The 25619-nt window shown below is 37.6% G+C and carries 29 protein-coding genes and 1 tRNA gene; 9 read left to right on the top strand and 21 right to left on the bottom strand.

What is annotated here, in order from left to right; translation table 11 throughout:
* Positions 1 to 38: 38 nt before the first annotated feature.
* The 12 genes from rplS to ispH form a co-directional block, all read right to left on the bottom strand.
* Positions 39 to 407: a 50S ribosomal protein L19 gene (rplS, locus tag I2F23_RS02035; RefSeq protein WP_195770926.1), complete on the bottom strand. Its 369-nt coding sequence runs from the start codon at positions 405 to 407 to the stop codon at positions 39 to 41.
* Between the two features lie 139 nt (positions 408 to 546).
* Entirely contained in the window at positions 547 to 1287 is a 741-nt protein-coding gene (gene trmD, locus I2F23_RS02030; protein WP_195770925.1) for a tRNA (guanosine(37)-N1)-methyltransferase TrmD, read from the bottom strand.
* Positions 1288 to 1333: 46 nt separating this feature from the next.
* Entirely contained in the window at positions 1334 to 1882 is a 549-nt protein-coding gene (gene rimM / locus I2F23_RS02025; protein ID WP_195770924.1) for a ribosome maturation factor RimM, read from the bottom strand.
* Positions 1883 to 1901: 19 nt separating this feature from the next.
* Entirely contained in the window at positions 1902 to 2159 is a 258-nt protein-coding gene (gene rpsP, locus I2F23_RS02020; RefSeq protein ID WP_195770923.1) for a 30S ribosomal protein S16, read from the bottom strand.
* Positions 2160 to 2287: 128 nt separating this feature from the next.
* Positions 2288 to 2716: a type IV pilin protein gene (locus I2F23_RS02015; protein WP_195770922.1), complete on the bottom strand. Its 429-nt coding sequence runs from the start codon at positions 2714 to 2716 to the stop codon at positions 2288 to 2290.
* Complete coding sequence (locus tag I2F23_RS02010) at positions 2716 to 3174, bottom strand: type IV pilin protein (protein ID WP_213014634.1); 459 nt, start codon at positions 3172 to 3174, stop codon at positions 2716 to 2718. The genes I2F23_RS02015 and I2F23_RS02010 overlap by 1 nt, the downstream gene beginning before the upstream one ends.
* 15 nt (positions 3175 to 3189) lie before the next feature.
* The gene (locus I2F23_RS02005; RefSeq protein WP_195770921.1) at positions 3190 to 7077 is read right to left on the bottom strand and encodes a pilus assembly protein; all 3888 of its coding nucleotides are present in this window, start codon (positions 7075 to 7077) and stop codon (positions 3190 to 3192) included.
* Between the two features lie 13 nt (positions 7078 to 7090).
* Positions 7091 to 7798: a pilus assembly PilX family protein gene (locus I2F23_RS02000; protein WP_195770920.1), complete on the bottom strand. Its 708-nt coding sequence runs from the start codon at positions 7796 to 7798 to the stop codon at positions 7091 to 7093.
* A 1-nt stretch (position 7799) separates the two neighbouring features.
* Positions 7800 to 8666, bottom strand: coding sequence for a prepilin-type N-terminal cleavage/methylation domain-containing protein (locus I2F23_RS01995; protein WP_195770919.1), 867 nt, complete (start codon positions 8664 to 8666; stop codon positions 7800 to 7802).
* Positions 8667 to 8668: 2 nt separating this feature from the next.
* On the bottom strand, positions 8669 to 9178 hold the full coding sequence (pilV, locus tag I2F23_RS01990) for a type IV pilus modification protein PilV (RefSeq protein WP_228284765.1): 510 nt from the start codon (positions 9176 to 9178) through the stop codon (positions 8669 to 8671).
* Positions 9175 to 9663 carry a GspH/FimT family pseudopilin gene (locus I2F23_RS01985; protein WP_195770917.1) on the bottom strand — a complete coding sequence of 163 codons (489 nt, stop codon included), beginning with the start codon at positions 9661 to 9663 and terminating at the stop codon, positions 9175 to 9177. The genes pilV and I2F23_RS01985 overlap by 4 nt, the downstream gene beginning before the upstream one ends.
* Before the next feature lie 112 nt (positions 9664 to 9775).
* Positions 9776 to 10726, bottom strand: coding sequence for a 4-hydroxy-3-methylbut-2-enyl diphosphate reductase (gene ispH / locus I2F23_RS01980; RefSeq protein ID WP_195770916.1), 951 nt, complete (start codon positions 10724 to 10726; stop codon positions 9776 to 9778).
* 131 nt (positions 10727 to 10857) lie between these two features.
* Between ispH and gmk the strand changes: the two genes are divergently transcribed.
* From gmk to bfr, 6 genes are all read left to right on the top strand, one after another.
* Positions 10858 to 11481, top strand: coding sequence for a guanylate kinase (gmk, locus tag I2F23_RS01975; RefSeq protein WP_195770915.1), 624 nt, complete (start codon positions 10858 to 10860; stop codon positions 11479 to 11481).
* 72 nt (positions 11482 to 11553) lie between these two features.
* The gene (rpoZ, locus tag I2F23_RS01970) at positions 11554 to 11832 is read left to right on the top strand and encodes a DNA-directed RNA polymerase subunit omega (RefSeq protein ID WP_195770914.1); all 279 of its coding nucleotides are present in this window, start codon (positions 11554 to 11556) and stop codon (positions 11830 to 11832) included.
* Between the two features lie 201 nt (positions 11833 to 12033).
* The gene (locus tag I2F23_RS01965) at positions 12034 to 14136 is read left to right on the top strand and encodes a RelA/SpoT family protein (protein WP_195770913.1); all 2103 of its coding nucleotides are present in this window, start codon (positions 12034 to 12036) and stop codon (positions 14134 to 14136) included.
* A 9-nt stretch (positions 14137 to 14145) separates the two neighbouring features.
* The gene (locus tag I2F23_RS01960; RefSeq protein ID WP_195770912.1) at positions 14146 to 14526 is read left to right on the top strand and encodes a RidA family protein; all 381 of its coding nucleotides are present in this window, start codon (positions 14146 to 14148) and stop codon (positions 14524 to 14526) included.
* Positions 14527 to 14678: 152 nt separating this feature from the next.
* Complete coding sequence (locus tag I2F23_RS01955) at positions 14679 to 14873, top strand: bacterioferritin-associated ferredoxin (RefSeq protein ID WP_195770911.1); 195 nt, start codon at positions 14679 to 14681, stop codon at positions 14871 to 14873.
* Positions 14874 to 15118: 245 nt separating this feature from the next.
* A complete protein-coding gene (gene bfr / locus I2F23_RS01950) occupies positions 15119 to 15592 on the top strand; it encodes a heteropolymeric bacterioferritin subunit Bfr (RefSeq protein WP_195770910.1) in 474 nt (157 codons plus the stop codon).
* A 27-nt stretch (positions 15593 to 15619) separates the two neighbouring features.
* On the opposite strand, the gene I2F23_RS01945 is transcribed toward bfr, so the two are convergent.
* A complete protein-coding gene (locus I2F23_RS01945) occupies positions 15620 to 17287 on the bottom strand; it encodes a PglL family O-oligosaccharyltransferase (RefSeq protein ID WP_195770909.1) in 1668 nt (555 codons plus the stop codon).
* Positions 17288 to 17464: 177 nt separating this feature from the next.
* On the opposite strand from I2F23_RS01945, the gene I2F23_RS01940 reads away from it, so the two are divergent.
* The gene (locus I2F23_RS01940; protein WP_195770908.1) at positions 17465 to 18244 is read left to right on the top strand and encodes an META and DUF4377 domain-containing protein; all 780 of its coding nucleotides are present in this window, start codon (positions 17465 to 17467) and stop codon (positions 18242 to 18244) included.
* A 42-nt stretch (positions 18245 to 18286) separates the two neighbouring features.
* Here I2F23_RS01940 and I2F23_RS01935 read toward each other — a convergent pair whose 3' ends face one another.
* The 6 genes from I2F23_RS01935 to I2F23_RS01910 form a co-directional block, all read right to left on the bottom strand.
* The gene (locus I2F23_RS01935) at positions 18287 to 19150 is read right to left on the bottom strand and encodes a pirin family protein (RefSeq protein WP_195770907.1); all 864 of its coding nucleotides are present in this window, start codon (positions 19148 to 19150) and stop codon (positions 18287 to 18289) included.
* A 110-nt stretch (positions 19151 to 19260) separates the two neighbouring features.
* A complete protein-coding gene (locus I2F23_RS01930) occupies positions 19261 to 20046 on the bottom strand; it encodes an ABC transporter ATP-binding protein (protein WP_195770906.1) in 786 nt (261 codons plus the stop codon).
* Between the two features lie 11 nt (positions 20047 to 20057).
* The gene (gene ssuC / locus I2F23_RS01925) at positions 20058 to 20837 is read right to left on the bottom strand and encodes an aliphatic sulfonate ABC transporter permease SsuC (protein ID WP_195770905.1); all 780 of its coding nucleotides are present in this window, start codon (positions 20835 to 20837) and stop codon (positions 20058 to 20060) included.
* The gene (ssuD, locus tag I2F23_RS01920) at positions 20834 to 21997 is read right to left on the bottom strand and encodes an FMNH2-dependent alkanesulfonate monooxygenase (protein ID WP_195770904.1); all 1164 of its coding nucleotides are present in this window, start codon (positions 21995 to 21997) and stop codon (positions 20834 to 20836) included. The genes ssuC and ssuD overlap by 4 nt, the downstream gene beginning before the upstream one ends.
* 1 nt (position 21998) lies before the next feature.
* Positions 21999 to 22979 (bottom strand): aliphatic sulfonate ABC transporter substrate-binding protein, encoded by a 981-nt coding sequence (locus I2F23_RS01915; protein ID WP_228285995.1) that lies wholly within the window; start codon positions 22977 to 22979, stop codon positions 21999 to 22001.
* A 338-nt stretch (positions 22980 to 23317) separates the two neighbouring features.
* Positions 23318 to 23677, bottom strand: a complete 360-nt coding sequence (locus I2F23_RS01910; protein ID WP_195770902.1) for a winged helix-turn-helix transcriptional regulator — start codon at positions 23675 to 23677, stop codon at positions 23318 to 23320.
* A 102-nt stretch (positions 23678 to 23779) separates the two neighbouring features.
* On the opposite strand from I2F23_RS01910, the gene I2F23_RS01905 reads away from it, so the two are divergent.
* Both I2F23_RS01905 and I2F23_RS01900 read left to right on the top strand, forming a co-directional pair.
* Positions 23780 to 24784, top strand: coding sequence for a zinc-binding alcohol dehydrogenase family protein (locus I2F23_RS01905; protein WP_195771026.1), 1005 nt, complete (start codon positions 23780 to 23782; stop codon positions 24782 to 24784).
* A gap of 12 nt (positions 24785 to 24796) precedes the next feature.
* Complete coding sequence (locus I2F23_RS01900) at positions 24797 to 25081, top strand: putative quinol monooxygenase (RefSeq protein ID WP_195770901.1); 285 nt, start codon at positions 24797 to 24799, stop codon at positions 25079 to 25081.
* Between the two features lie 67 nt (positions 25082 to 25148).
* On the opposite strand, the gene I2F23_RS01895 is transcribed toward I2F23_RS01900, so the two are convergent.
* Positions 25149 to 25233, bottom strand: a tRNA-Leu gene (locus I2F23_RS01895).
* 53 nt (positions 25234 to 25286) lie between these two features.
* Entirely contained in the window at positions 25287 to 25610 is a 324-nt protein-coding gene (secG, locus tag I2F23_RS01890; protein WP_195770900.1) for a preprotein translocase subunit SecG, read from the bottom strand.
* Positions 25611 to 25619: the final 9 nt, after the last annotated feature.

Raw genomic sequence — 25619 nt, 5'->3', positions numbered from 1 at the left:
TGCGCCATATTGGCGCATTTTTTAAGCTCAAGTAAAGATTACGCTTTACGAGCAGGTAGCTTCTCACGAATACGTGCAGCTTTACCAGAAAGTTCACGTAGGTAATAAAGCTTAGCACGACGTACATCACCACGACGTTTAACTTCGATTTTAGCAACGATTGGTGAATGTGTTTGGAATACACGTTCAACACCAACACCGCTTGAGATTTTGCGTACAGTGAATGCAGAGTTCAAACCACGGTTTTTCTTCGCGATTACAACACCTTCAAATGCCTGAAGACGTTCACGCTCACCTTCTTTTACTTTTACTTGAACTACAACAGTATCACCTGGTGCAAAAGCAGGAATATCTGATTTTAACTGTGCGTTTTCAACAGCTTGAACTAAAGGATGTTTACCACTCATTGTGGGAATCTCCAATAATGCGGTTAAGACCTAATCTTACGACCGCTGGGGATAGAGGCTTTCACGCATATCAACCCGGTTATCTTCCCCTCTATTGTTATTTAACAATAAAGAGCCTATTTCAAATCGCTTAAATAACTTAAGCTTTTAAATCTTTTAGCCACTTCTTTTGTTGTGGACTCAACTCAACTTTTTCGACCAACTCAGGGCGACGATCCAGTGTGCGTTGATATCTTTGCAAAAAGCGCCACTTTTCAATATTGCCATGATGCCCTGATTTTAATACATCAGGTACAGACAATCCCTCAAAGTGATCGGGCTTTGTATATTGTGGGCAATCTAAGAGACCATCCACAAAAGAGTCCTGCACCGCAGATTGTTCGTCAGACATTGTATTCGGTAATCTTCGAATTAATGTATCTAACAACACCATCGCAGGGAGTTCACCACCAGAGAGAACATAATCACCAATAGACCATTCCTGATCGACATATTGCTGAATAAGACGCTCATCAATGCCTTCATAACGACCACACAGTACAATCATACCGTCATAACTTATGAGGCTGTGTACCTTGTCTTCATGAAGTGTTTTTCCTTGTGGCGACATATAAACCACAGGAACACGTGTACATCCTGCTTGCGAAGCAAGTTGTTTTGCATGATGAATTGCTTTTGCCAACGGCGCTGCCATCATCACCATACCAGGACCACCACCAAATGGACGTTCATCCACTCTTTTATAGTTGCCCTCAGCAAAATCACGAGGATTAATGCAATGGACTTGCACAATATCGTTTTTTACTGCACGCCCGCTAATGCCGTAGGCTGTAATCGCTTCAAACATCTCAGGAAAAAGCGTAATGACTGCAAAAAACACACAGACTCTCCTCTATTTCCTGCTGTGTCTTATCCCACAAAGTGGATTAATAATCTATGCCCCAGTTGACATAAATGCGACCAGCTTCAAGATCAACGTCTTGTACAACATCTTTATGCCACGGAATCATTCGCTCTTCAGAGTCAATGCTGTCAGGTGTGGCGCGAACCACCATTACATCATTTGCCCCTGTTTCAAACAGTTCATAAATTTGACCAAGATTTACATCTTGCTCTTCTTCATTCAGACTCATTACAGTTAGACCCTTAAGGTCAGACCAGTAATATTCATCTACACCTGCTTTCGGAAGTTGCGACTTTGAGATCCAGATATCGGCACCTACCAAGCTTTCCGCTAATGTGCGATCACTCACATCCTTTAGCGCAACAACTAGGCCTTTACCGTGTGGCTTCCAACGTTTTACACTTGCTGTTTGCCATCCCGTTTTGGTTTTTATAAACCAAGGAAGATAGTCAAATATGTTGCTCATGGGTTCTGTATTTGAATACACCCATAGCCACCCATTAAGTCCATATGCTGAACGTAACTGTCCAATCTGAATACGATCTTCGGGTACATTCTGAGTTGGTTTCATGGGCTATACCTACTACAGATTATGCAGCAGTTGCAGCTTTTTTAGCTTGAGTAGCTAATGCAGCAACACGTTCAGATGGCTGAGCGCCTTGAGCAACCCAGTGTGCATAGCGATCAACGTCTAGGCGAAGTTTTTCCGCTTGACCTTGAGCAGTTGGGTTGAAGAAACCAATACGTTCGATGAAACGACCGTCACGTGCATTGCGGCTATCTGCAATAACAACTTGATAGAACGGACGTTTTTTAGCACCACCGCGTGCTAGACGAATTACGACCATGTTAATACTCTCACATGTTAAGAAAACTCTTTAGATTCGGCTGAACCTAAAAAGGCGAACATTTTACGATATATTCGCCCGAAGGGAAAGGTCAATTTTTGAGTTATTCACAAATTTGAATTTATTTCTCAATCATTCCATGTCGATGTTGCACTTAAAGTGCATATATTTTGTCCTCTTGACCAAAATCTTTGACCATCTTGGTTCAGACAAACAACACCATCGCCATTTTGTCTACCAGCAACTGGTGTTGCGGTTAATGTATATCCACGATTATCTGTATTTAGCGCAAGTGTAATTGCATAGTTGGCTGTGCCTTGAGCAGGATAATTCGAAGTACCACCGATATTCGCTAAAGTCGCATTACGGTAAGTATGGTTAATTACACGATATTCTTGCAATCTGGTTGAAAGTCGCATGAGTTCACTTTGCACATCAACACGGTTAGTTTTCACAATATGTTGTGTATATAGTGGATATGCAATAGCCGCTAATATCGCAATAATAGCGACCACTATCATCATTTCCATGAAAGTAAAACCTTGAGAACTTTTCATTACCACCCCTGAGTGCCGGTACCACATGTATTAAATGTGACATTAGATGCTGCTTGGTTTTTACAACGTAATCCTTGGCTTGTTAAAAGCAAAGTAAAGTTTTGAGGATCTGTAGTTTGTGCACGTATTGCCCAAGTTTGACCTGGGCTGTTGTCATTATTCAAAGGCACAGCATTTGAGGTACTACTTCCATCAACGACTTGTACGGTATAACCATTTTGTAGAGTTACTGTATTTGTACTTTGATTGGTTCCATCTAGAGAAAAAAGTTTATAAGTGAAATTACGTGCCTTGTGACGCTCTAGAAGTACGGAGATTCTCTGCATTTCTTGAATTGCTTGACCTTCGTTATTACGCCTCATATAACTCTGATAGCTTGGAATAGCAATTGCTGCAAAAATTGCAACAATTACTACAACTACCATCAGCTCTAGAAGAGTAAAGCCATTTTGTTTCATGATTTATAGCCTCTCCTAGTTATTATTCAGCTCATACCAACTTAGCTTTTTAAGCCCTTTAGTACTTGCATAAGGTACAGGCACAGGCTGTGTATTGGTAATTAAAGTTTTACCATTTGCTATCGGATCACCATTTGTACCCACATTTGGTCCGATTGCAGGCGCAACAATTCCTGTACCTATATCTATTTTTTGTGAATAACCAGTCGGACTACTTCCACTTGCAGCAACATTATATGGCAGATTGAATTTATACACAGAACTTCCACCTTTAACACCTGCACCGCATTGCCCTTGTATGCCATCACGACTAGAGTCGAAAGTAGTCACATATAAGCTTCCCTGAATAACAATTGGATAGCTCATTACCTTTTCAACTTGTTTTAATGCATTAGAACTACCAAACTCATAGAACCATCCTTTTGCATTATTAAGAACTGTTCCAGTGTTTGCATTAGCTAGGTCACTTTTAACAGTATTAGATGTGTTATATGTCTGTGTAGTATAAATATCAGATCTTAATACATCTCTATCAAAAACATTATAGATTGCATCATTTTGATATCCATTTGTGCTCGCTTGTTCTTGAGCTAGTGGACGACTACGATTACCACTACCAATTGAAACCACACCAAAACGACTCGTTCCGCTTGCATAAGAGGTATATGCAGGTTTTTCATAGAATCTTGGGCTATATTGACTATTATTTAAGTTTAAAATTTTAACCGGTGTTCTCGCAAAGTTAGATGGCGATTCAGAATTATTTAAATCAATACGCCATACTTGTCCGCCTAAATCACCAAAATACAAGTGGTTAATAAGACCATTACCTGTGGTGTCAACGGCTTTTATCTCACTTGGAATACTGTATTTCATATCTGAACTTTCAGTATACTGAACGCCATTGTTATTACTTACTTTATTGGCACTTGTCCACCATAACAGTTTTCCTGTTAAGGCATCGAACATATATACCCCTGCGCCCTGACCGTTAGTTTGCTGATAGTCACGATTCTCGTAACCGCTATAGCTTTTACGCGAACCATCATCATTAAATAAACCATCACCATTAGCCCCACCGGCATCGTAACCACCACCAACGAACATAACTAAGGTTTTTGTACCATTCCAATTTACATAACCAACCGTTGGTTTAGACCAACTTTGTGCCATAAATTTAAGCTGATCATACGAGGTATTATTAACCGTACTATCTTTAGAATATATTCTATTAGAATTAGGGTCGATACGAAATGCTAATGATGGATTATCCATATTTTGTAGATTTAAAGCATAATAGCTACGCCCACCCATACGTAAGCCACCATATGCCATTTGTAAGCCTTGTGCATTATTTGCACCCTGTCCTACAGTCACCGTATTGGCATCACTTGCTGTAGGAACATACTCGCTATATACACTCCACGGCGCATCTACACCGTAGTAAAGATCACGTATTTTATCTTCACTTGCTTCAGCTGTCAGCTGATATCCTAAGAATCCTTTTTTCTGATAATTCACCATTTCATTAGGTAAGAATGCAAATTTCTCTATACCTGTCGACTCATCAACAACATGTAATAACCCTTGGGTTGTACCAAATAAAACATAATCTTGACGATTAGAAGTAACTACATTACCACTTGATGAAAGTCCAATCGTTCCGCCATTCGTGACAAGCAATGGTGAAGAATGCATCACAGCACCGACTTGTCTTAGCTCTGGCATTTGCTTTAATGCATTTACACTATTTGGCGGATTATTTGGATCAACACTAAAGCCAAGTAAAGAAATGATATAACCTCTATCTTTATCATTTGTAGAAGATAAATACTGATTTGTCGGTTGAATCTGAGTTAAGCTCGTTGGTGTGGAATCTCCATTAGTTGCTCGGTTCATTAATAACTTTCTATTGGCTGTATTAGCACTATTTATTCCGAGTAACAAACTTGATTTAACACCACCTACTGTACCGTCATCTTTTGCCCACAAATCTTTACTAGACTGAACAAGCTCACCGTTCGTATTAAATGCTCTATTTCCATTAGAGTCGACAAGTATATTATTAATGACATTATATTTTTTAACATTACCTTGCCATAACTTATAAGTTTGATCTGGTGTCGGCTGAAATTGTGATAAATAAGCGATTGGACGGATAATAGACGGAACAAGTTGATCAACAGGAATAGTTGCAGAACCCGTCGTTACATTTGGAATTTCTGTTTTTATATTTCCAATAAAGTTATTGACACTATTTACAATATCTGAAGATGATGTTGCCGTATACCACCCCCCTTTACCATATACGCCCCATTTCATGGTATTTTTTATATCATCATTTAAGCTGCTTACACCATCAATAATTTGTGCATTTTGACTATCACTTAAATTTGGATCGTATTGTTTGTTGGCATCAGTCATTTGCTGAAATTCGCCACCAAAGCCTACTGTTGCCGTTTTTACTTTTAATCCACTTGGGGTACCGTTGCCACTGGCAAGAACTTGAGAGAAATCAGCGATACATTGCCAGCCGGAATCTGCACTTGAATTTTGACCAAAGTTTAGACCAGTACAATTAAAGGAACCATTATTGAGTGCACCTTGCATTAACGATCGAGCAACTGGAACACTTGACACATTAGGATAACCATCTGTAAGCACATAAACGCCTTGGGCACTACATGCTTGAGAAGATGAATTTTGATTCGCTATACTTGCAGGTTGTATATAAGAACGTCTTCCTCGAACAATTTCCGTATTATCTAATACATTTTGAATACCATTAGAAGTTCTACCAAGGGTAGTTGTACCAAATAAATAAGAGGCTGTATCCGCATATGCATTTGCTGTAGGTGTACCGCCTGCACCAACAAAAGCTGCAACTTTTTGCTTAATTGCATTGCGCTGTTCGGTATTTAAAGGCTTTGCAGGAGAGACAATATAACCTGTTGTATTATTATAACTATTCAAATTATATGAAAAAGCAGAAATACCTAATATTAGATCATCCGATAATCTTTGAACGCCATTTGTACCATCCAATAGATCAAACATTGCATCTTTCAAACGTGTAATACGATCATAATATTTTACAGTCTGTATAGCATACGTTGGACGTGTACCATATGTTGGACGGGTACCATACGTTGGACGGGTACCATACGTTGGACGTGTTGCATACGTTGGACGTGTCGCATACGTTGGACGTGTCGCATATACAGGATCCATTCTATAGTAATAGGTATTACTTCCTATTACTTCAGACTGACCACCACCAAATAAAAATTGACTAATAAAAGAAAGTAAACTACTAATTGGCCCAACGTAATTATTACAATTACTTACTGAAGCCACGGTAGTGTTTGCATTACAAGTATAAAAACTTAAAGGAATACCAAAAAAACTTGTATTCCCTCGATAATAGTATATTTTTTGTCTTTGACCAGTATCATACGTTTCCGTACCCGTTTGATACGTTTCTGTACCTGTCTGATATGTTTCTGTACCTGTCTGGTATGTTTCCGTACCTGTCTGGTATGTTTCCGTACCTGTCTGGTATGTTTCCGTACCTGTCTGAACTTGCTGCTGTATACCACAATAATAACGTGTATAAGATGGGTTTGTCGTGGAGGTTTCTTGGCCTACTGTAAACGTATTCATGTACTGACGAGGGATATCACAAGCAGTATACGAATCACTACGACTGAAAAAACGGTTCATATAAGTAATACTCATACTTCCCGAAACATCTAGCATGAACATAAGTGTGGTATTTGCACTCTTCGCAGGCTGATAAATTTCAGTATCACTTGCATATACTGTGGAGTATGCGATAAGTGTGGCAAATGTTGTACCAACAATAAAAGATAAGGAGGTTCTCCCCTTCTTATATGACTTCATGAAAGTTCCCCCCTTAATTTTCACTTTGGTATTCCGCAACTGCGGTATAATTCGGTACATTTAATGCTGATAAACATTCTGATACAGTATATGTCTGAGGATTACTCTCAGTCTTATTAACATAGGTAGGTCGACCACTCACTCTAGTAGACAAACAAGCATTAATAGCATCTGCATTTGCCGTAGAAAGTGTTGGTATAAACGATGTGGTATAAACGATTATTTTTACAGGCGGTACACTATTATCATTTGAACTACTGTTCGTTATGACTGACGAATTAGTCAAAGAAATCGTTGCTGCAACTTGTGTAACAACAGTTGAACGTCCAGTCGAAAAACTGTTACTTCTACAGAATCCATCATTGCCAATTGTAGTGGCTTGTGTATTCCCTGCTATCCAGTAAATTAAACTAGAATTATTTAATGTAAAAAAATCTCTTTGTAAATCGGAATAGCACCATACTACTTCTTTACCAATATTCTTTTTAATAGTAGAAAATAAAGAGTTTACAGCTGCACTACTATTTTGTTTATGAAGTTGCTCAAAACGCAATAGGGCTGCATCTGAGTTCTGCATCATTAATTTTTGTGCTTGAGCACCAGTTGCAATATTTAAAGATACAGAGCTTTGACGAATAGCAACCGTAGCGATAATAGTTACCAATAATACAATACACAGCACAATAATGAGGGTTGCACCTCGTTGTAATGATCGATTCATCTTAATTTGTCCCCATCGCATTTCTAAAAGCAACAGTTTGCGTCATTACTTCCCTTAAAAATCCTTGCGGCGCAGTATTGCTTAAAGACACAGACTGATCGGCAACATTAAATGTTGTTGGTAATGCTGATGTTGTACCCACTCTTTGAGTAGATCGTGCTAATACGGCCACTTTTACACCCACAACATCACCACTGTTCTGCGTATAGCTGCTAATTGGCATTTCTTGTAAATTATTATTCGATTGACGAACGATTAATAAAACACGCATATAATCTGCACGTGGCATAATAATTTGACCATCGCGAGTTCCTATCGTTTGCGCAGTTCCTGCTTCGCATGCAAGCGACAAGGCATTATCATTGGTCTCACCATTAAAAATGCCAGCATCTCTTCTAATAAAATAACGTTCTACTACAGGCGTATTGGTATTTGTAATTTCATTACCTTGGCAATCAAATACTCTTGTTTGAGATTGTTGAGATGGTACAGGTAAATATTGAATTACTAATTGATCACTCTGAATATTTACATTACTTGGCCCTGAAGCATTTCTCGATAGTTTATTAGGATTATTATTACTACTAGCTTCACTACTTAAATTGTAATCATTTAATACAACACCTGCCTGAGGTGCTTGCAAGTTAATTGCACTGCCATCATTTCCATAATTTGCAATGCGCAAATTTTTCACAATATAGTCAAAAGCAAAATTGGCATTATTTTGAATCTCTGCTGAGCTTTGTTGGACTGCTAAACTCCGCTGGGCAGAAATAAGTAACATGGTCGCAGAGGCAATAATAATTAAGCCCAAAGCTAAGGCGACCATAAGTTCAATAAGCGTAAAACCTTTCTGAGATGAATACATGATTAGTATGCCTCCATCACAATACACGTAGAATTAGGTGTATAGGTATAACTGCTACTTGTGCTTTGAGTACAAGGTACATAACCCGCCGTCGTTGCCGTATTATCAACAGGATCTGTTTTATTCCAAGCCACATAAATACACTGCCGTCCATCTTGTGCTGAAGGACAACCATTAATAGACACTTGCATCCCTAAATTTGATGCTTGAGCTGCTGTTTGTGCTAGATCAAATGCTGCCTTTTGAGTTGGACTACATGAATTAGTAAAACAATTAGAAGAGGACTGAATATTAGATAAGCTGCCCGTATAGCTGCTCTGTGCTGTGGTATTTATTCGAATTTGTTCAGCTAAGTTTCTTGCAACATTCATTGCTTGAACTCGGTTATTTGCCTCAAAAATGCCTTCATTTGCTCTAAATTGCAGTGCGATGAAACCAAGTACCCCAATGGCTAAAATCAGAAGGGCAACGAGAACTTCCATTAAGCCTACCCCCCTTTGATGACTCATCATGATGAACATCCCCCAGAACCTTGTATTCCACTATTTCGAATATTTCCCAAAAAGCTAATAGTAATTGTTTTAGAGTATTTTGCAGAAGTCGGCTGATTACATAAAAGTATATCTATATTGCTATTCAATGGCTTAGTAGTATCTTGTGGATCTTGAATTAATCCATCGGGTCGAAAAACAATTGAACCAATACCAGTTGAACCGCTTGCTGTTTTCTGAATAGTTTGTCCACTTGGTGCCCAGTTCAGTACAGTGCCGGTATTGGCTTGCGCCTGTGTACCTAGAGTTACAGTGATATTACGTCGCTCTAAAACAGCTTTAGCTCTTGCCTGCGAAAAAGTCGCAGTTAAATTATCAGCACTACTGTTCAAATTTTGTCTTGATATCATATCTGAAAAAGAAGGTGCTGCAAGCATTGCAATAATTGCAAGCACAGCAATTGTGACCATCAGTTCAATTAATGTAAAACCCCTTACTGGTCGCATACCAGTAACCCCCATTAAAATCCAACCAACAAAAATAAAGTATAAAAATTACACTATGCAAATAGACATAGTCAAAATAAATAATAAAATTTCTAAGCTTAGGGAGTATACCCTAAGCCTGTACAACTTGTATACGAAGTTCTTTTGGTAAGCTAAATGTAATATTTTCTGCTCTACCATCTAACTCATTTGCGGAAACTGCACCCCAATCTTGTAAACGCTGAATGACTTGCTTAATTAATATCTCTGGGGCAGAAGCACCCGCAGTCACACCAATTTTACATGCACCGACAAACCAGTTTTGATCAAGCTCATCTGCATTATCCACAAGAAATGCAGTTTTCCCCATACGTTCAGCAAGTTCACGTAAACGATTTGAATTTGAAGAATTTGGAGAACCAACCACCAAAACAGTATCACATTGTTGCGCTAAGTCTCTAACAGCATCTTGTCTATTTTGTGTTGCATAACAGATATCGTCTTTACGAGGCCCTTTAATCTCTGGAAATTTCTGTCTTAATGCATCAATAACTTTAGCAGTATCATCAATTGAAAGTGTGGTCTGAGTAACAAATGCTAAATATTCAGGATTAACGACCTCTAAATTTTTAACATCGTTTTCATCTTCTACCAAATAAATATGACCACCATATGTCAGGTCGTATTGCCCCATGGTTCCTTCAACCTCAGGATGCCCATGATGACCAATTAAAATGGCTTCTCTACCCTCTCTTGCGTATTTAGTTACTTCAATATGTACTTTTGTCACTAAAGGACATGTCGCATCAAAAACTTTGAGCCCTCTACGCTTAGCTTCATCCTGAACAGCCTTTGATACTCCATGCGCACTAAAAATGACAATATTATCGTCAGGAACTTCATCTAACTCATCTACAAAAATCGCACCGCGTTGTCGTAAATCATCGACGACAAATTTATTGTGTACAACTTCGTGACGCACATAAATTGGATGACTAAAGCATTCAAGTGCACGATTAACGATCGCAATGGCGCGATCTACACCTGCACAAAAACCTCGTGGATTCGCCAATACAATTTCCATAAATTCCTCAATTACACTTGAAATCACTATTTTTTTGCATTTAAACGCAAGTCTATTCAAATAAACTATTCAGTTTATGTACAGTCTACTTTAAAATAGAGAAGATATTTTATCATATCAGGAAAAATATCATGTCAGGTCTATTGTTTGTCGTTTCTGCTGCGTCAGGAACTGGCAAAACTTCCCTGGTTAAAGCCTTGCTTGAGCGTGTTACAAATTTACATGTCTCTGTTTCCCATACAACACGTGGCCAACGAACTGGCGAGCTTGACGGTGTTCACTATCACTTTACATCTAAAGATACGTTTCTTGAACAAGTTGAACAAGGCGGTTTTATTGAATATGCCGAAGTTTTTGGTAACTATTACGGTACATCGCAAGAAACTGTTAGAAAACAGCTTAAACAGGGTCATGATGTCCTGTTAGAAATAGATTGGCAAGGTGCTGAACAAGTTCGTAAACTTTTTCCTGAATCAAAACAAATTTTTATTTTACCTCCAAGTCAGTTTGATCTGCGTCAGCGCTTATCGAACAGAGGTACAGATGCTGTAGATGTCATTGAACATCGTTTAAGCTGTGCTGTTGAAGATATGCATCAATATGTCAATTTCGACTATGTCATTATTAATGATGATTTCAACAAAGCACTCCATGATTTGGAATCTGTAATTAATGCAAATCGTTTGGTCATGTCACAACAAGCTCAACGACATGAAACATTAATTACACGATTATTAAGTACAGAAATTGATTAAAACTTGAGTCTGCAAGCAAAGCATTTTATACTTCGCAGTCTGGTTAATTTTAACTGATATAAGAGATATGTTATGGCACGCGTAACCGTTGAAGATTGTTTAGACCATGTAGATAACCGCTTTGAGTTAGTTCTTGTGGCGAGTAAACGTGCGCGCCAATTGTCACGTCAAGGCATGGAACCAACTGTCGAGTGGGATAATGACAAGCCTACAGTTGTTGCACTACGTGAAATTGCCGTTGGTCATGTCAGCAAAGACATATTAAAACAGCGTGAACAAGACTATCAAGCATCAAACCTTGACCTTGCTCTTTCTGCAAATAACTTAAACCTTGAGAACTTTTCTTTTTAAGTTTTATTTTGCTGAAAAAGCCTAGTTTATCCAACTAGGCTTTTTTTATTGAATGCTTTTTATGCACAATTGCCTAAAAAGATAACTATCATTGAAAAATTCTTCCTTTTTCTTCATATAAAATTTGACAAGTTCATTAGAATGTTTTTCATTAGATAGTGAATGTATTTATCTCTTGTCACTTAACGTAAGGGTGTTTTTATGCCAGGCGAAGATGTCAGCCAAGCCAAGCAACAGCTTAACCGAATTATAGATGTCTATTTGTCTGAATATGATGTCGAACGCGTATTGGCTGCATGTGACTTTGCCGACTTGGCTCATAGTGGAGTTACACGTAAAAGTGGAGAACCTTATATTCTTCATCCTATTGCCGTAAGCTGTATTTTGGCACACATGCGACTCGATTCAGAAACACTCATGGCATCATTACTTCATGATGTCATCGAAGATACTGAATTTACAAAAGACGAAATTGCTGAAAAATTTGGTAAAACCGTTTCCGAACTTGTCGATGGCGTAACTAAACTTACGCATTCTAGCGATAAAGAGTTTAATAAAGCAGCCTCTTTCAGAAAAATATTACAAGCTACTTTACAAGACCCAAGAGTCATCATTATTAAGTTAGCCGATCGCTATCATAATATGACGACACTAGGGGCTTTACGCCCAGACAAACGTGCTCGTATCGCGCAAGAAACCCATGATGTATTTGTACCTATGGCGCGTATTGTTGGTATGAATGAAATGGCAGATAACCTTGAATACCTCTGTTATCAAAACCTAGATCTAGATCTATTCAATACTGTGCAAAATGCTCTTCAAGAAACACGCCCAAAACGCTGTGAATATCAGCAAATCTGGGAAAACAACTTACATAAACTTCTTGAAGAACATCATATTAAAGGCACAATTCAAAAGAAAAATAATAATATTGAATTATTGCGCCACTTTTTAAAGAATGAAATAAACTTACAGGAACTCACACGTAGCCATAATTTCGATATCGTGTTGGAAACTATTGCAGATTGTGACCGTCTCGTAGATATTCTAAGCGAAAATTTCCAAGTTCTACAGTTTCAAGATCATATTCGACGCCCTCTACCGGGTGGTAATCAATCCCTTATGATGAAACTGAAAGGCGAAAAAACGGCTTTATCTGTAACAATTCAAACTGAACTCATGCAAAAAGCTGCCCGTTTCGGTGTTGTATTGGGTGAAAATGCACCTCAGGCAGCACGCTCTGCCATTCAAGCTTCAATGAAAAACTTGAATACACTGATTGATACAGAGTGTGCAAAAACAACCTTCAATGAGCTCCTTGATTACTTACATCAGGAAAAAATTTGGGTTTACACTCCCCATGGGCAGTTACATGAGTTACCACAAGGTGCAACCGTTGTAGATTTTGCATATTCGGCAAGTTTATTTTTAGGCAACCATGCGATTGGCGCAAAAATCGATGGTGAACATAAACCATTATCGACACCTTTAACCAATGGCCAAGTCATTGAAATCATCACCGATGTACTCGCAACACCAAATCCAGATTGGCTAAGTTTTGTAAACACTCAAAAAGCACGTAGAGCCATTCAAAATATTTTGCGCGAGCAAGATATAGAAGAGCAAAGAATTATTGGTCAGCAAGCCCTAGATCGTGCATTTAAGCTATTTAATCAATCCACTGCTTCATTATCACCACAAGAATGGAAAAGTCTTTTAGAGTGGCGCCATATTGAATCGCAAGAAACCTTGTATGAACAAATTGCTGTCGGAGATTTACTCCCTCAACTTGTTGCCAACCATCTATTTACACACGAAGCTTCTGAAGAAATAATTTCACATCATCGCCTTATTCAAGGAACTGAAGGGATTGATGTAAAATATGCACACTGTTGTAACCCTGTGTTAGGTGATCCGATACAAGGCCATTTATCTCGGCGTGGCTTAATTGTACATCGTACGCGATGCTATAACTTACTTCATGAGCAACACTTACACCCTGAAAGTATTATGTCTTTACTCTGGCATACAGATACCAATCATGAAGTGAACTTCCCTGCATTTTTATGTGTTCATATGAGCATGAACGATGAGGAAATTTCGGAGCTCATTTATCACTGTCGTAAAGCACAAACAGGGGTTGAGTCTGTACATACACAGAAACAAAAAACTTACGTCAATTTAGTTGTTCACAATAGACAAGAGATTGCTCAAGTCATTCGTGATTTAAGAATGCATTTTGGCTTCCCTCGTATTATTCGACAAGATGCACCAATTCAATTAGAAACCAATAATCAGAACTAAGGAAAAAAGATGTCACGTCAAGTTATACATACAACAGATGCGCCTGCTGCTATTGGTACATATTCACAAGCAATTCTCGTTCATAATACATTATATCTTTCTGGTCAAATTGGCTTAGATCCTGAAACAATGGTTCTTGTAGAAGGTATTGAAGCACAAATACGACGTGTATTTGATAATGTAAAAGCTGTATGTGCAGCAGCGGAATGCTCTTTGGCAGATATTACAAAACTGAATATCTACTTAACTGACTTATCACATTTTCAACTTGTGAATGAAATTATGGGTGAATATTTTTCACAACCTTACCCTGCACGTGCAGCATTGGGGGTAGCTAGTCTTCCTAAAGGTGCATTGGTTGAAATGGATGGCTTTGCTGTTCTCCCCTAATGTATTGATATTCTTAAGACCACCTTTTATGGTGGTTTTTTTATTCAAATTTCCGATGACAATTAATAAAAAAATAAATTAATTTTATTGACAAACGATAATAGTTATCATTAATATCACTATTGTATTTATTATATCTGCAGGTATATCTGATGTACGTGTGCTTATGTCGTGGGATTACTGATCAAGACATTAAAGATGCTGTTGATCGTGGCGCTGAGAGTTTTCGTGAGGTAAGAGACTTACTTGACTTAGGCACCTGTTGTGGTCGTTGTGTACCTGAAGCACGTAGCATTATTAATGAAGAACTTGCGGAAATTGCAGCACGTATTTCTGTTGCAGCCTAAAAGATAATTATAAAAATAAATTCTTATTAAAATTAAAGCAAAATGCCAAATTCTCCTCCCCCACTTGCCTAAAGTGGGTTTATTTTTAACAATGTATATTTGATATAATTGTTTTCGATTATGATTTCCATTTGCTGTTCAAAAAACATCTCGCTTTCATGCAAGTTGTTGTTTAGCATATGCATAACCAACTGTCTTAATCTAAATCTAGATCGAGACATCATAGATATGCGGAGTGGAAAAGAATGAAAGGCAATCGTGATGTAATTAACCAATTGAATCAGGTTTTGTATCATCATTTAACAGCAATTAATCAATATTTCCTACACTCACGCATGTTTAATGATTGGGGAATAGAACAACTTGGCTCGGCAGAATATAAAGAGTCAATTCGTCAAATGAAGCATGCAGATAAAGTTATTGCACGAATTCTCTTTCTAGAAGGACTGCCAAACTTACAACACCTTGGTAAGCTATATATCGGTCAACATACACTTGAAGTTTTAGAGTGCGATATTCGTAAGGTAAAAGAAAATATTGATGTATTGACTGCTTGTGTGGCACTTGCAGAAGAAAAACAAGACTATGTTACACGTGATCTAGTACAAGAAATTTTAGAATCTGAAGAAGAATACTTCGACTGGGCAGAAACACAAGTTGACCTGACTGATAAAGTAGGTATTGAAAACTATATTCAAAGCCAATTAGAAAAAGAATAAAAAAAGCTGCCTCAATGGCAGCTTTTTTTATAGTCTCTTAGGCGTTATCTGATCATAATCAATTGCGATTTTATCATCAGAGTGTAAGAAAAGCTGTGATGAACTATATCTTACATGGTAAAGGCCATCAATATATGCAAGCTGCTGAATTGCCTCTTCATTCTTTCCATTAAATGCTAAAAGTTGTGCATACTTAAATAAGTCGTAATTGGTTGGCGATATAAGTACCACTTTATGTAGTTCTTTTAGCTGTTTTTCATCTACATAACTAAAACGATTTAAGTAATACCATTCTGCTCTTGCACGATATTCAGTTAAAAATAAGATATGATTTGTTGGTTGTTTAAAAATACCTTTTTCTGCTGAATGACGTCCATTTACCAGTGCATCGACTGCATTGTTATAGTCACGCCAAATTAGCCCATAGAGCAATATAGACACAACAAGAATTGCTGTGTTTATTCCGCTTTGTAAATTATATATCTTACCCGTATATTTTTCAGCCTGAATGAGACCCAATAAGAACCCTACTGGGAATAAAAAATATGCATAATTTTGTGGGAACTCTAACATTGAATGAACAAGTACTGGAGTTACCATCAGAGCTGCCACCAGAGCTTCTTTTGTTTTAATGAGGCGACTGAGTTTAAAAATCCAATAACTAAAATATGCAATAATAATTGAACCTAGAATCACACCATTCCAAACTAAAAGTTCTAATATAATGTTATGTGCACTATTTGTTCGTTCATCATGAGAAATAAAATTTGCGCCCATCATTTGTGCAACACTGGTCTGATTCCATCCATAACCAAACCATGGCTGCTCTCTAATCGCATAGAGCATCTGAGCCCAAATTCCTAAGCGTGCGTGGCCTGTACTTGCACGCTCGACAACAGTCGTTAAACCTGAATGAGATAGCCCCTCTTCAACTAAGTGGGTATTAATTGATGGTAATAAAATTAAACAACAGAAAAAAAGACAGGGCCATAAGAGTAAATATCTTTTCTTTAGAAGAAATGCTTGAGTATTGTACTTATAAAGAAGATAAACAGTTAAAATACAAGATGCGATCCAAGGGGTTCTAGACTGGCTTAGGGTAAGCACAATAATGATTAGTATTGCCCCCAAGACATTCAACCACGTAGGCGTCATTTTCTTTTCGAACAGGTAAAATGATGCCATTAGACTCATCATTAAAAAAGTTCCCATATTATTGGGCTGAGCAAAATTTGCGTAAGGTCTTGGTCCCTTTAAGGGCATAATGCCCCATAAGTTTTTCTCTAAACCAAAGGTCTGTAATAACGCAATAACTGCTGTAGTCAGCCCAACACCAAAAGTAATTGTAGTTAAACCTTTTAATATTTTTTCTGATCCAACATCTTTACTTAAGTTAAAGCCCAATACCGTACTAGCAGCAAAGCCCATTAGGTAAAAAAAGGATAAGAGCGCCTTATTAAAGTAAAGTTCTATTCCAAAACACCATTGTCCTAAAGGGATTAAGGCAATTGCAAACCATAACCATTGTATTTGGGGTATTTTTAATGCAGTATTCCAGTAGTATGCAAGAAGACAAAATAGACTGGCATAACTAAACATTTCACTTGAAAATGTTAACCAAGGCATATAGTGATATGGAGAAAGCCAAGCCAAAGCAAGCAAAATTCCTGCAGCATATAATAAGAAACGTTGCATATATCAAAATACTATCCCAAAGAAGGAGGTATTATAGAGTAAAGTTTAAATAAACGCTTAAAATACTCATGAATTGTGTTACGACAACAAATAGAAATCATTCATGACTCAAAATAACAGTATCTTCGTCGAATCATCCTTAAGCTATAAATATATTATTTTATTGGAAAAATCCGAATGAATAAAAAGCACTTATTACTTATATCTGTTCCCTTCATTTTTTCTGCTTGTCAAAGCTTACCCACACACTTAAAAGATAATAATGAAGCAATGATGATTGAAGCCAAAAGCCCAAACTTACTGCAAACACTTGCTGACTATACGTGGTCTAAGCAAACCCACGAAAACCTTCCACCTATTACACTCAATTTAGATGCAGAAAAAAAATTATCTATTAGCAGTGGGTGTAACCATTTAATGGGTGTCTGGCAATTTGATGGAAAACAAATCAATACTTCTCCGCTTGCATCCACGTTAATGATGTGTCCACCACATTTAATGGCACAAGAACAATCTGCACGCCAGTTTTTTAATCAAGCACATTTAAATGTCAGTATTGATATGAGACACCCTGCTCAACCTACCCTCATACTCGAAAATATGACAGGACAAAAAATTAAATTTCAAGGAACACTCAAACCAGAAGCACAATACAAATCGACAGGTGAAGTTATTTTTCTAGAAATTTCACCAACTAAAAAAGCTTGCTCTACCTCTAACGGTTCAAAACAATGCTTACAAGTAAAACAAATTCAATATAATGATCAAGGCGTACAGACAAGAATAGATGAAAGTTGGCAGGTTCTCCCTGTGGAGATTCAAGGCTATGAGCATGATTCAGGTTTACGCCAAGTGATTCGTGTAAAACGCTTTAATACAAAACCACAAACAGCAACACCTGAATATGCATATATTTATGATATGACAGTAGAACAAGAAGTTATTCCGAAGAAGTAATATATTAGGTCACCTGTAACATCTGCAAGTGACCTATATTTTCTAAGCAAATCTCCCTGCTCTAAAATCTTGAAATGCTTGAACAATCTCATCTTTTGTATTCATAACAAATGGCCCATAACCTTGTATAGGTTCATTAAGAGGAGTACCAGTCAGAATCAAAAAATCCACGGATTGCGAATTTACAGTGCTTAATTCAAACTCTGTTTCTTTGTTTTTTTCAAGCAAGACAACACTATGGTCATGAACAATCTCAGCGTTATTTACGAGCAATGTTCCATGACGCACTACAATAAGTGTCGTGTGATCAACAGGCACAATAAACTTGTGAGATTGGCATTCAGATAAATGGACATCCCATACATTTAGAGGGCTGAAGGTATATGCTTTACCCAATAACTCGTTATACTTTCCTGCAACCACACGAAGAAAGCTCCCCACTTTGTCTAACTCAACCCTTGGAATCTCTTCAGACAAAATCGTCTGATAGTTTCCTGAAGTCATTTTATACGCTGTAGGTAAATTTACCCAGAGTTGAACCATTTCAAAATTCCCACCCTTTTCAGTGAATGCTCTTGAATGAAACTCTTCATGTAAAATACCTGAACCTGCAGTCATCCACTGCACATCACCAGGTCTAATAGTCCCTCCGCCTCCTTTAGAGTCTTTATGGCTAACCTCACCCTGATAAGCTAAAGTGACAGTTTCAAAACCACGATGTGGATGTTGTTCTACACCTTTAGGTATATTTGAAGGCGTCACATATTGCTCAGCAGCATAGTCGAGCAATAGAAAAGGACTTAGCATTTGCCCAAGTTGGTTATAAGAAAACAACGTACTTACATGGAACCCATCGCCCACCCAATGTTTCTGGGTATTATGATAAATACCGATCACTTTTTTCATGTCAACGCTCACACCATAAGAACATCTTTTTATATAGCTATTTTAGTTCTTTAGGTTTGAATCGAAATACGCTGTGTAAGAGAGACCGTTTCAAAAATGAAACAACCTAATTACGTTGCTAAAACTGCTTGTAAGACTTCTTGCTCTAGCGCTGTGAACTGGGATGTTTTTTGTCTAGGTCGTGGGAGTTCTACGTGAAATGTTTGCGCAATTTCACCACGATTTAATAAAATAATACGATCTGCTAACTGCACAGCTTCACTAACATCATGTGTTACAAGTACTGTTGTGAAACCTTGTTCAACCCAGAGCTTTTCAATTAAATTCTGCATATCCAAACGTGTTAATGCATCAAGTGCGCCTAGAGGTTCGTCCAACAACAAAACTTTTGGCCGATGCAAAAGCGCACGTGCAAGTGCAGCCCGTTGGCGTTGACCACCCGACAACTGGCTTGGCCACAAATTTACTTTATCTTCTAGTCCCACGCGCTTAAGCAAAGCAACTGCTTGTGATTCTTTATCTTTTGGCAGACCGAGTTTCACATTATTGACAATACTTCTCCAAGGTAGCAAGCGAGGATCTTGGAACATCACACGTATATCATTTTTATTAATTTCATCTCGTGTAGAAAAATGAATATGACCTTGACTACTTTTTTCTAAATCGGCAATAAGTCGTAGTAAAGTACTCTTGCCACAGCCACTACGCCCAACAACTGCAACAAACTCGCCTGCGCGAATATTCAAATTTAAATTTTCTAAAACAGCTACTTGCCCATAGTATTTATGCAACTGTTCAATTTTAATCTCAACACCTGACGTAGCTGTATTTTGACGTGACTTCTCTACGCTAAATTCTACCGAGTCATCAAAATTTGTGATGCTTAAATTGGTCATGATTGTTCTCCTTATTTATTTTGATATCCCGAATGCCAGCGTAATAAATAACGCTCTAATACTTGGGCAAATACATCAGCTAATTTACCTAACAAGGCGTATAGCAAAATACCGACCAATACAATATCAGTCTGGAGAAACTCTCTTGCATTCATGGTCATATAACCAATTCCTGATTGCGCCGATATCGTTTCAGCAACAATAAGGAGCACCCAAACCAACCCTAGTGCAAAACGTAAACCCACTAAAATTGATGGCATTGCACCAGGTAATATAATTTCACGATATAACTGCCAACGCGTTAAACCATAGCTTTTCCCCATCTCAATCAATTGAGGATCTACACTTCGAATACCATGATATGTATTAATATAAATGGGAAAAAATACGCCCACTGCAACTAAAAATAATTTTGCAGACTCGTCAATTCCAAACCAGAGAATAACTAAGGGAATAAGTGCTAGAGCAGGAATATTACGTACCATTTGTAACGTGGTATCGAAAAGCGTGGAAGCTATCTTAGATGAGCCATTTAGAAGGCCAAAAATGAAACCTAAGCCTCCACCCACAAATAAACCAAGCAGTGCACGTCCTGCACTTACTTTAACATCACGCCATAACTCTCCATTTACAAGTAAATGCCAAAATGCTGTTACGACGCTACTAGGTGCAGGTAGAATTTGTGCACTTAGCATTCCTGTAGATGAAGAAAACTGCCATACTCCAATTAATATAATGGGTACAATCCAAGGCAATAAACTACCTTTTAACTGACCTCGAAGTCTACTCATGCTGACTCCTTTGCCTGTTTTGTATCAGGTGTATAGTTATTAGCAATAATTTCACCAAAGGGGCCAGTCAAATGTGGCTGTGTCAATTTCTTTTGAGTTTCAAGTGGCAAGAGTGGGAATACCAACTCAGCAAATCGAATAGACTCTTCTAGATGTGGATAGCCTGAGAAAATAAAAGTATCTATACCTAAATGGGCATATTCTTGAATTCTTGCCGCAACCGTTTGAGGATCGCCTACCAACGCAGTACCTGCTCCACCCCGTACAAGACCAATGCCTGCCCATAAATTTGGCGAGACTTCTAATTTGTCACGCTTGCCTCCATGTAAAGCTGCCATACGTTGTTGCCCAACTGAATCCATTTGCGAAATCTTACGTTGCGCTGCTGCAATCGTGTCATCATCTACATATTGTATGAGTTGTTCAGCAGCAGCCCATGCTTCCTCATTAGTCTCTCGAACAATGACATGCAGTCGAATGCCATAATTTAATACACGGCCTTTAGCAGCTGCTTTTTTACGTACCACTTCAAGTTTTTCTTTCACAGCTTCAGGTGGCTCACCCCATGTTAAATAAGTATCAACTTGTTCTGCCGCCAAATCAGTTGCCACGTCAGATGAACCTCCAAACCATAATGGTGGATATGGTTTCTGTATAGGTGGATATAAAAGTTTTGCATCATCAACGCTAAGACGCTTGCCATGAAAAGTAAATGCATCACCTGTATGGGAACGTGTTAAAATTTCACGCCAAATTTTTACATATTCATTTGCTGTCTGATAGCGTGTTGAGTGGTCTTCATATACACCATCTCCTTTTAATTCTTGCTCATCTCCCCCTGTCACCAAGTTAAGAAGAATACGACCCTGTGACAAGCGATCAAAAGTTGCAGACATACGCGCAGCCAAAGCAGGAGTCGTTACACCTGGTCTTAATGCCACTAAAAATTTTAGATTCTTTGTCGCATCAATTAAACTTGCTGCAACAATCCAAGGATCTTCACAAGAACGGCCAGTCGGAATAAGTACACCCTCATACCCAAGACTATCGACAGTAGTTGCGATCTGCTTCATATATGCATGATCAACTTGTCTTGCACCTTTTGTTGTACCTAAATAACGACTATCACCATGTGTGGGAATAAACCAAAAAATTTTCATATTATTGTCCCTGCCAAACTGCTTGTTTAACATCAATATGTTGAGGAATTACATTATCTTTTGCGAAACGATCTGCGATATTTTGCTGTGCTGCAACAACATCATCAGTCATTGGTTTAGTGAGTGAAGGCTTATATCGTTTATCTAAAACACGCTGTGCAATCTCTGCATTTACATTAATTGCTTTTTGGTACAAGTTTCTTGTTTCTGAAGAATGTTCCACAATCCACTGAGCTGCTAAATTAGAAGCTTGTATAAAACCTTTTACTTCACTTGCATGGTTTTTTACAAAATCAGGTCGGCTAATCAAAAAGTTATATGTATTTTCAAACTTTGTACCATCAATGATTGGTCTTGCATGCCCCTCTACTTGAGCAACTGTTAAAAATGGTTCCCAAATTGCCCATGCATCGACTGAGCCCTTGTCTAATGCAGCACGAGCATCTGCGGGTGCAAGCCATACTGGCTGTATATCTGACCATGTTAAATGAGCTTTTTCTAGAACACGCCCTAACAAATCATGTGCACTCGAACCCTTTTGAACAGCTATTTTTTTCCCTTTTAATTCATTAATATTTTGAATACTGCTTTTATCTGACACTAAGATTGCTTGCCACTGTGGCTGGACATTTTCATAACCAACGTACACGATATTTTTATTACCAGCCTGCGCAAAAATAGGTGGGGTATTCCCTACAGAACCAATATCGATTGCGCCTGCTGACAGCGCTTCTAATAGTTGAGGTCCTGCTGGAAATTCACGCCATTGAACATTTAGTTGTGGAAATTCTTTTTTTAATAAACTTTGTTCTGTCTGTAAAACAATTGAACTTAAAGATGACTTTTGAAAGCCAATCGTCAATGTTTGCTGCTGTTCTTGTTCATGAATTTTGGTTTCCGTCTGAGAAGAACAACCGTATAAAACAAATGTACTCAAACCTATACTTAAAAAAGCATTATATGTATTTTGTATTTTCATCATTTAACCCATTTAAAATAAAATATATTGATTATTTAATAAGGAAAATACATTCGTTGTTGGATTTGAATAAAACGTATATATAACATTGCAGAATTACCATTCACTGTTTTTATTTACGTTAAAATGAATAAATAAAAATAAAAATAAATAAAAATAGCTTTGCTTAGTCATAAAACTGATATTCAAAAATTGTACATATAATGCATATAAATATTCATTACAAAATTAATTAAGTTATTGTTAAATATTAACTTATTTTTATTCTTATATATTATTTCTATATATGTATTTCTTTTTTTGATGATAGGTATTTAAACTTTTTAAATACCCATACGTAATTAAACCAACTTTGCTTTTCCATAAAGATCTAAATGCTCATCTCCCCACTCTTTTAATGCAAACAAAATTGGTTTTAAAGTTATACCTAATTCAGATAGTCTATACTCAACTTTAGGCGGCACTTGAGCATAAACCTTTCGCGTAATGAGACCATCTTCCTCTAGCTCTCTAAGCTGATTAGTTAACATTTTTTGTGTGACATTCGGAATTCTTCTTCTAAGCTCATTAAATCTTAAAACTTCTTCTCTTAATAAATGCCAAAGAATAATACTTTTCCATTTACCATCTAACAGTCCTATCGCTGCCTCTACAGCACACCCGGGTGCACAATCAAAGCGAGAATGTTTTGCCTTACCCATTATTTAAGTATCCTTTTTGACACTATATTACAAATTCGTCTGTATACATCATTTTCAATGTTAAATTAAACTGTTCTCACAACACAAGTAGGACACATAATGATGAAAGCAGTTTCGTTCAAAGAAGATTCGACATCTGATCTCACTAATCCATTAATAGACATAGATATAGATACACCCACTCTTCAATCCAAAGATCTACTGGTTAAAATACATGCTATCTCTGTTAATCCAGTAGACACAAAAGTGAGAAAGAAACAAATTCCTATTCAGGATAAAAATAGAATTTTAGGATGGGATGCTGTGGGTGAAGTTATAGAGATCGGTGCAGATGTCCAAAACTTCAATATTGGAGATACCGTATGGTATGCAGGAGATCTCACTCGCTCTGGAAGCAATGCAGAACTACAAGCTGTAGATGAAAGAATTGTGAGTTTAGCTCCAAAATCTATTAGTTATGAAGAGGCTGCTGCTCTTCCATTAACTGCATTGACTGCATGGGAAATGCTGTTCGATCGCTTTGAAATTAATGAAAATGAGCATGAAAGTATACTTATTATTGGCGGTGCTGGCGGTGTCGGTTCAATTGCAATTCAACTTTTAAAAGCTAAAACAAATCTGACTATTATTGCAACTGCATCTCGTCCAGAGACTCGTGAATGGGTTACATCTCTTGGAGCAGACTATGTCATCAATCATCATCAAAACTTAGATGAACAAATAAAAAATTTAGGCATAGAAGCACCTAAATATGTCTTCTCTACAAACGCGAGTGCAGATTATATAGAACAGATTGCGACCCTCATTGCACCTCAAGGTAAATTTGGACTAATTGATGATCCAGAGTCATTAAATATTATTCCATTAAAAGCAAAATCTACGTCGATCCATTGGGAATTGATGTTTACACGATCTATGTTTAATACAGCAGATATCTCGAAACAACACGAAATTTTAAAAAATCTTGCTCAATTGGTAGATGAGAAAAAAGTACGTAGCACCCTTAATCAGAGCCTAGGTCAGATAAGTGCATTAAATTTAACAAAAGCACATCAACTCATTGAATCTGGTCAGGCAAGAGGAAAAGTAGTTTTAACAGGCTTTTAATAGGAGTAAACGATGAATATTTCAGTAGTTGCAACGTTTATTGCAAAACTTGGAGATGAAGCCAATATACAGACGCTTGCCATGCAAGCAATTGCGCCTACGCTCAAAGAAAATGGCTGTCTAAAATATGCTCTCCATATCAATAAAGATAATTCTCGTGAGTTTGTATTTATTGAAGAATGGAAAAGCCAAGAAGATTTAGACTTACATCTAAAAACGAAACATGTTCAAGTACTTTTTAATGGCATTCAGCCATATATTGAGTCTTCTGATATTAAAGTTTATAAACCATTATAATCACATACAAAAAAGGCCTAATTCTTAGAATTAAGCCTTTAAAGTATATATCCAACTATGTATAAGTTGGTGCGGAAGGGGGGACTTGAACCCCCACGCCCGAAAGCACTACCACCTCAAGGTAGCGTGTCTACCAATTCCACCACCACCGCATTTGCAGGCATTTTATTCTTTTATGAAAGAAAAGAAAAGTATTTCTAACAAATTAGTTCGCACTTTTTGTGGTGTTTGCTGAATTTGTAGCCGGTGCAGTTACTGGTGCCTGATGATCAGTCGTTAGACTATAAGCATCATTCGTTTGCTGTTTTGCAAAAATTGCAAGAGTTAAGCTAGTGACAAAAAATAACGCTGTAAGCACGCCTGTTAATCGAGTTAAAAAATTACCCGAGCCAGAAGCACCAAAAACCGTTGCCGCACCACCGCCACCAAACGACGCACCAGCATCTGCGCCTTTACCTTGTTGCACTAAAATTAGTGCAATCATAGAAACTGCCAATAAAACGTGAACTACGAGTACAAAAGTATGCATATAAAAAGG

It is taken from the genome of Acinetobacter pollinis (assembly GCF_015627175.1).
Lineage (GTDB): Bacteria > Pseudomonadota > Gammaproteobacteria > Pseudomonadales > Moraxellaceae > Acinetobacter > Acinetobacter pollinis.
Note: the sequence above shows the minus strand (reverse complement) of the source record. Positions and strands in the feature narration are given on the sequence as shown.

Bases quoted from the DNA above. Each gene is read 5' to 3' on its own strand.
- rplS (WP_195770926.1), bottom strand. From the start codon at position 407: ATGAGTGGTAAACATCCTTTAGTTCAAGCTGTTGAAAACGCACAGTTA.
- rimM (WP_195770924.1), bottom strand. From the start codon at position 1,882: ATGAAACCAACTCAGAATGTACCCGAAGATCGTATTCAGATTGGACAG.
- rpsP (WP_195770923.1), bottom strand. From the start codon at position 2,159: ATGGTCGTAATTCGTCTAGCACGCGGTGGTGCTAAAAAACGTCCGTTC.
- I2F23_RS02015 (WP_195770922.1), bottom strand. From the start codon at position 2,716: ATGAAAAGTTCTCAAGGTTTTACTTTCATGGAAATGATGATAGTGGTC.
- I2F23_RS02010 (WP_213014634.1), bottom strand. From the start codon at position 3,174: ATGAAACAAAATGGCTTTACTCTTCTAGAGCTGATGGTAGTTGTAGTA.
- I2F23_RS02005 (WP_195770921.1), bottom strand. From the start codon at position 7,077: ATGAAGTCATATAAGAAGGGGAGAACCTCCTTATCTTTTATTGTTGGT.
- I2F23_RS02000 (WP_195770920.1), bottom strand. From the start codon at position 7,798: ATGAATCGATCATTACAACGAGGTGCAACCCTCATTATTGTGCTGTGT.
- I2F23_RS01995 (WP_195770919.1), bottom strand. From the start codon at position 8,666: ATGTATTCATCTCAGAAAGGTTTTACGCTTATTGAACTTATGGTCGCC.
- pilV (WP_228284765.1), bottom strand. From the start codon at position 9,178: ATGATGAGTCATCAAAGGGGGGTAGGCTTAATGGAAGTTCTCGTTGCC.
- I2F23_RS01985 (WP_195770917.1), bottom strand. From the start codon at position 9,663: ATGCGACCAGTAAGGGGTTTTACATTAATTGAACTGATGGTCACAATT.
- ispH (WP_195770916.1), bottom strand. From the start codon at position 10,726: ATGGAAATTGTATTGGCGAATCCACGAGGTTTTTGTGCAGGTGTAGAT.
- gmk (WP_195770915.1), top strand. From the start codon at position 10,858: ATGTCAGGTCTATTGTTTGTCGTTTCTGCTGCGTCAGGAACTGGCAAA.
- rpoZ (WP_195770914.1), top strand. From the start codon at position 11,554: ATGGCACGCGTAACCGTTGAAGATTGTTTAGACCATGTAGATAACCGC.
- I2F23_RS01965 (WP_195770913.1), top strand. From the start codon at position 12,034: ATGCCAGGCGAAGATGTCAGCCAAGCCAAGCAACAGCTTAACCGAATT.
- I2F23_RS01960 (WP_195770912.1), top strand. From the start codon at position 14,146: ATGTCACGTCAAGTTATACATACAACAGATGCGCCTGCTGCTATTGGT.
- I2F23_RS01955 (WP_195770911.1), top strand. From the start codon at position 14,679: ATGTACGTGTGCTTATGTCGTGGGATTACTGATCAAGACATTAAAGAT.
- bfr (WP_195770910.1), top strand. From the start codon at position 15,119: ATGAAAGGCAATCGTGATGTAATTAACCAATTGAATCAGGTTTTGTAT.
- I2F23_RS01945 (WP_195770909.1), bottom strand. From the start codon at position 17,287: ATGCAACGTTTCTTATTATATGCTGCAGGAATTTTGCTTGCTTTGGCT.
- I2F23_RS01940 (WP_195770908.1), top strand. From the start codon at position 17,465: ATGAATAAAAAGCACTTATTACTTATATCTGTTCCCTTCATTTTTTCT.
- I2F23_RS01935 (WP_195770907.1), bottom strand. From the start codon at position 19,150: ATGAAAAAAGTGATCGGTATTTATCATAATACCCAGAAACATTGGGTG.
- I2F23_RS01930 (WP_195770906.1), bottom strand. From the start codon at position 20,046: ATGACCAATTTAAGCATCACAAATTTTGATGACTCGGTAGAATTTAGC.
- ssuC (WP_195770905.1), bottom strand. From the start codon at position 20,837: ATGAGTAGACTTCGAGGTCAGTTAAAAGGTAGTTTATTGCCTTGGATT.
- ssuD (WP_195770904.1), bottom strand. From the start codon at position 21,997: ATGAAAATTTTTTGGTTTATTCCCACACATGGTGATAGTCGTTATTTA.
- I2F23_RS01915 (WP_228285995.1), bottom strand. From the start codon at position 22,979: ATGATGAAAATACAAAATACATATAATGCTTTTTTAAGTATAGGTTTG.
- I2F23_RS01910 (WP_195770902.1), bottom strand. From the start codon at position 23,677: ATGGGTAAGGCAAAACATTCTCGCTTTGATTGTGCACCCGGGTGTGCT.
- I2F23_RS01905 (WP_195771026.1), top strand. From the start codon at position 23,780: ATGAAAGCAGTTTCGTTCAAAGAAGATTCGACATCTGATCTCACTAAT.
- I2F23_RS01900 (WP_195770901.1), top strand. From the start codon at position 24,797: ATGAATATTTCAGTAGTTGCAACGTTTATTGCAAAACTTGGAGATGAA.
- secG (WP_195770900.1), bottom strand. From the start codon at position 25,610: ATGCATACTTTTGTACTCGTAGTTCACGTTTTATTGGCAGTTTCTATG.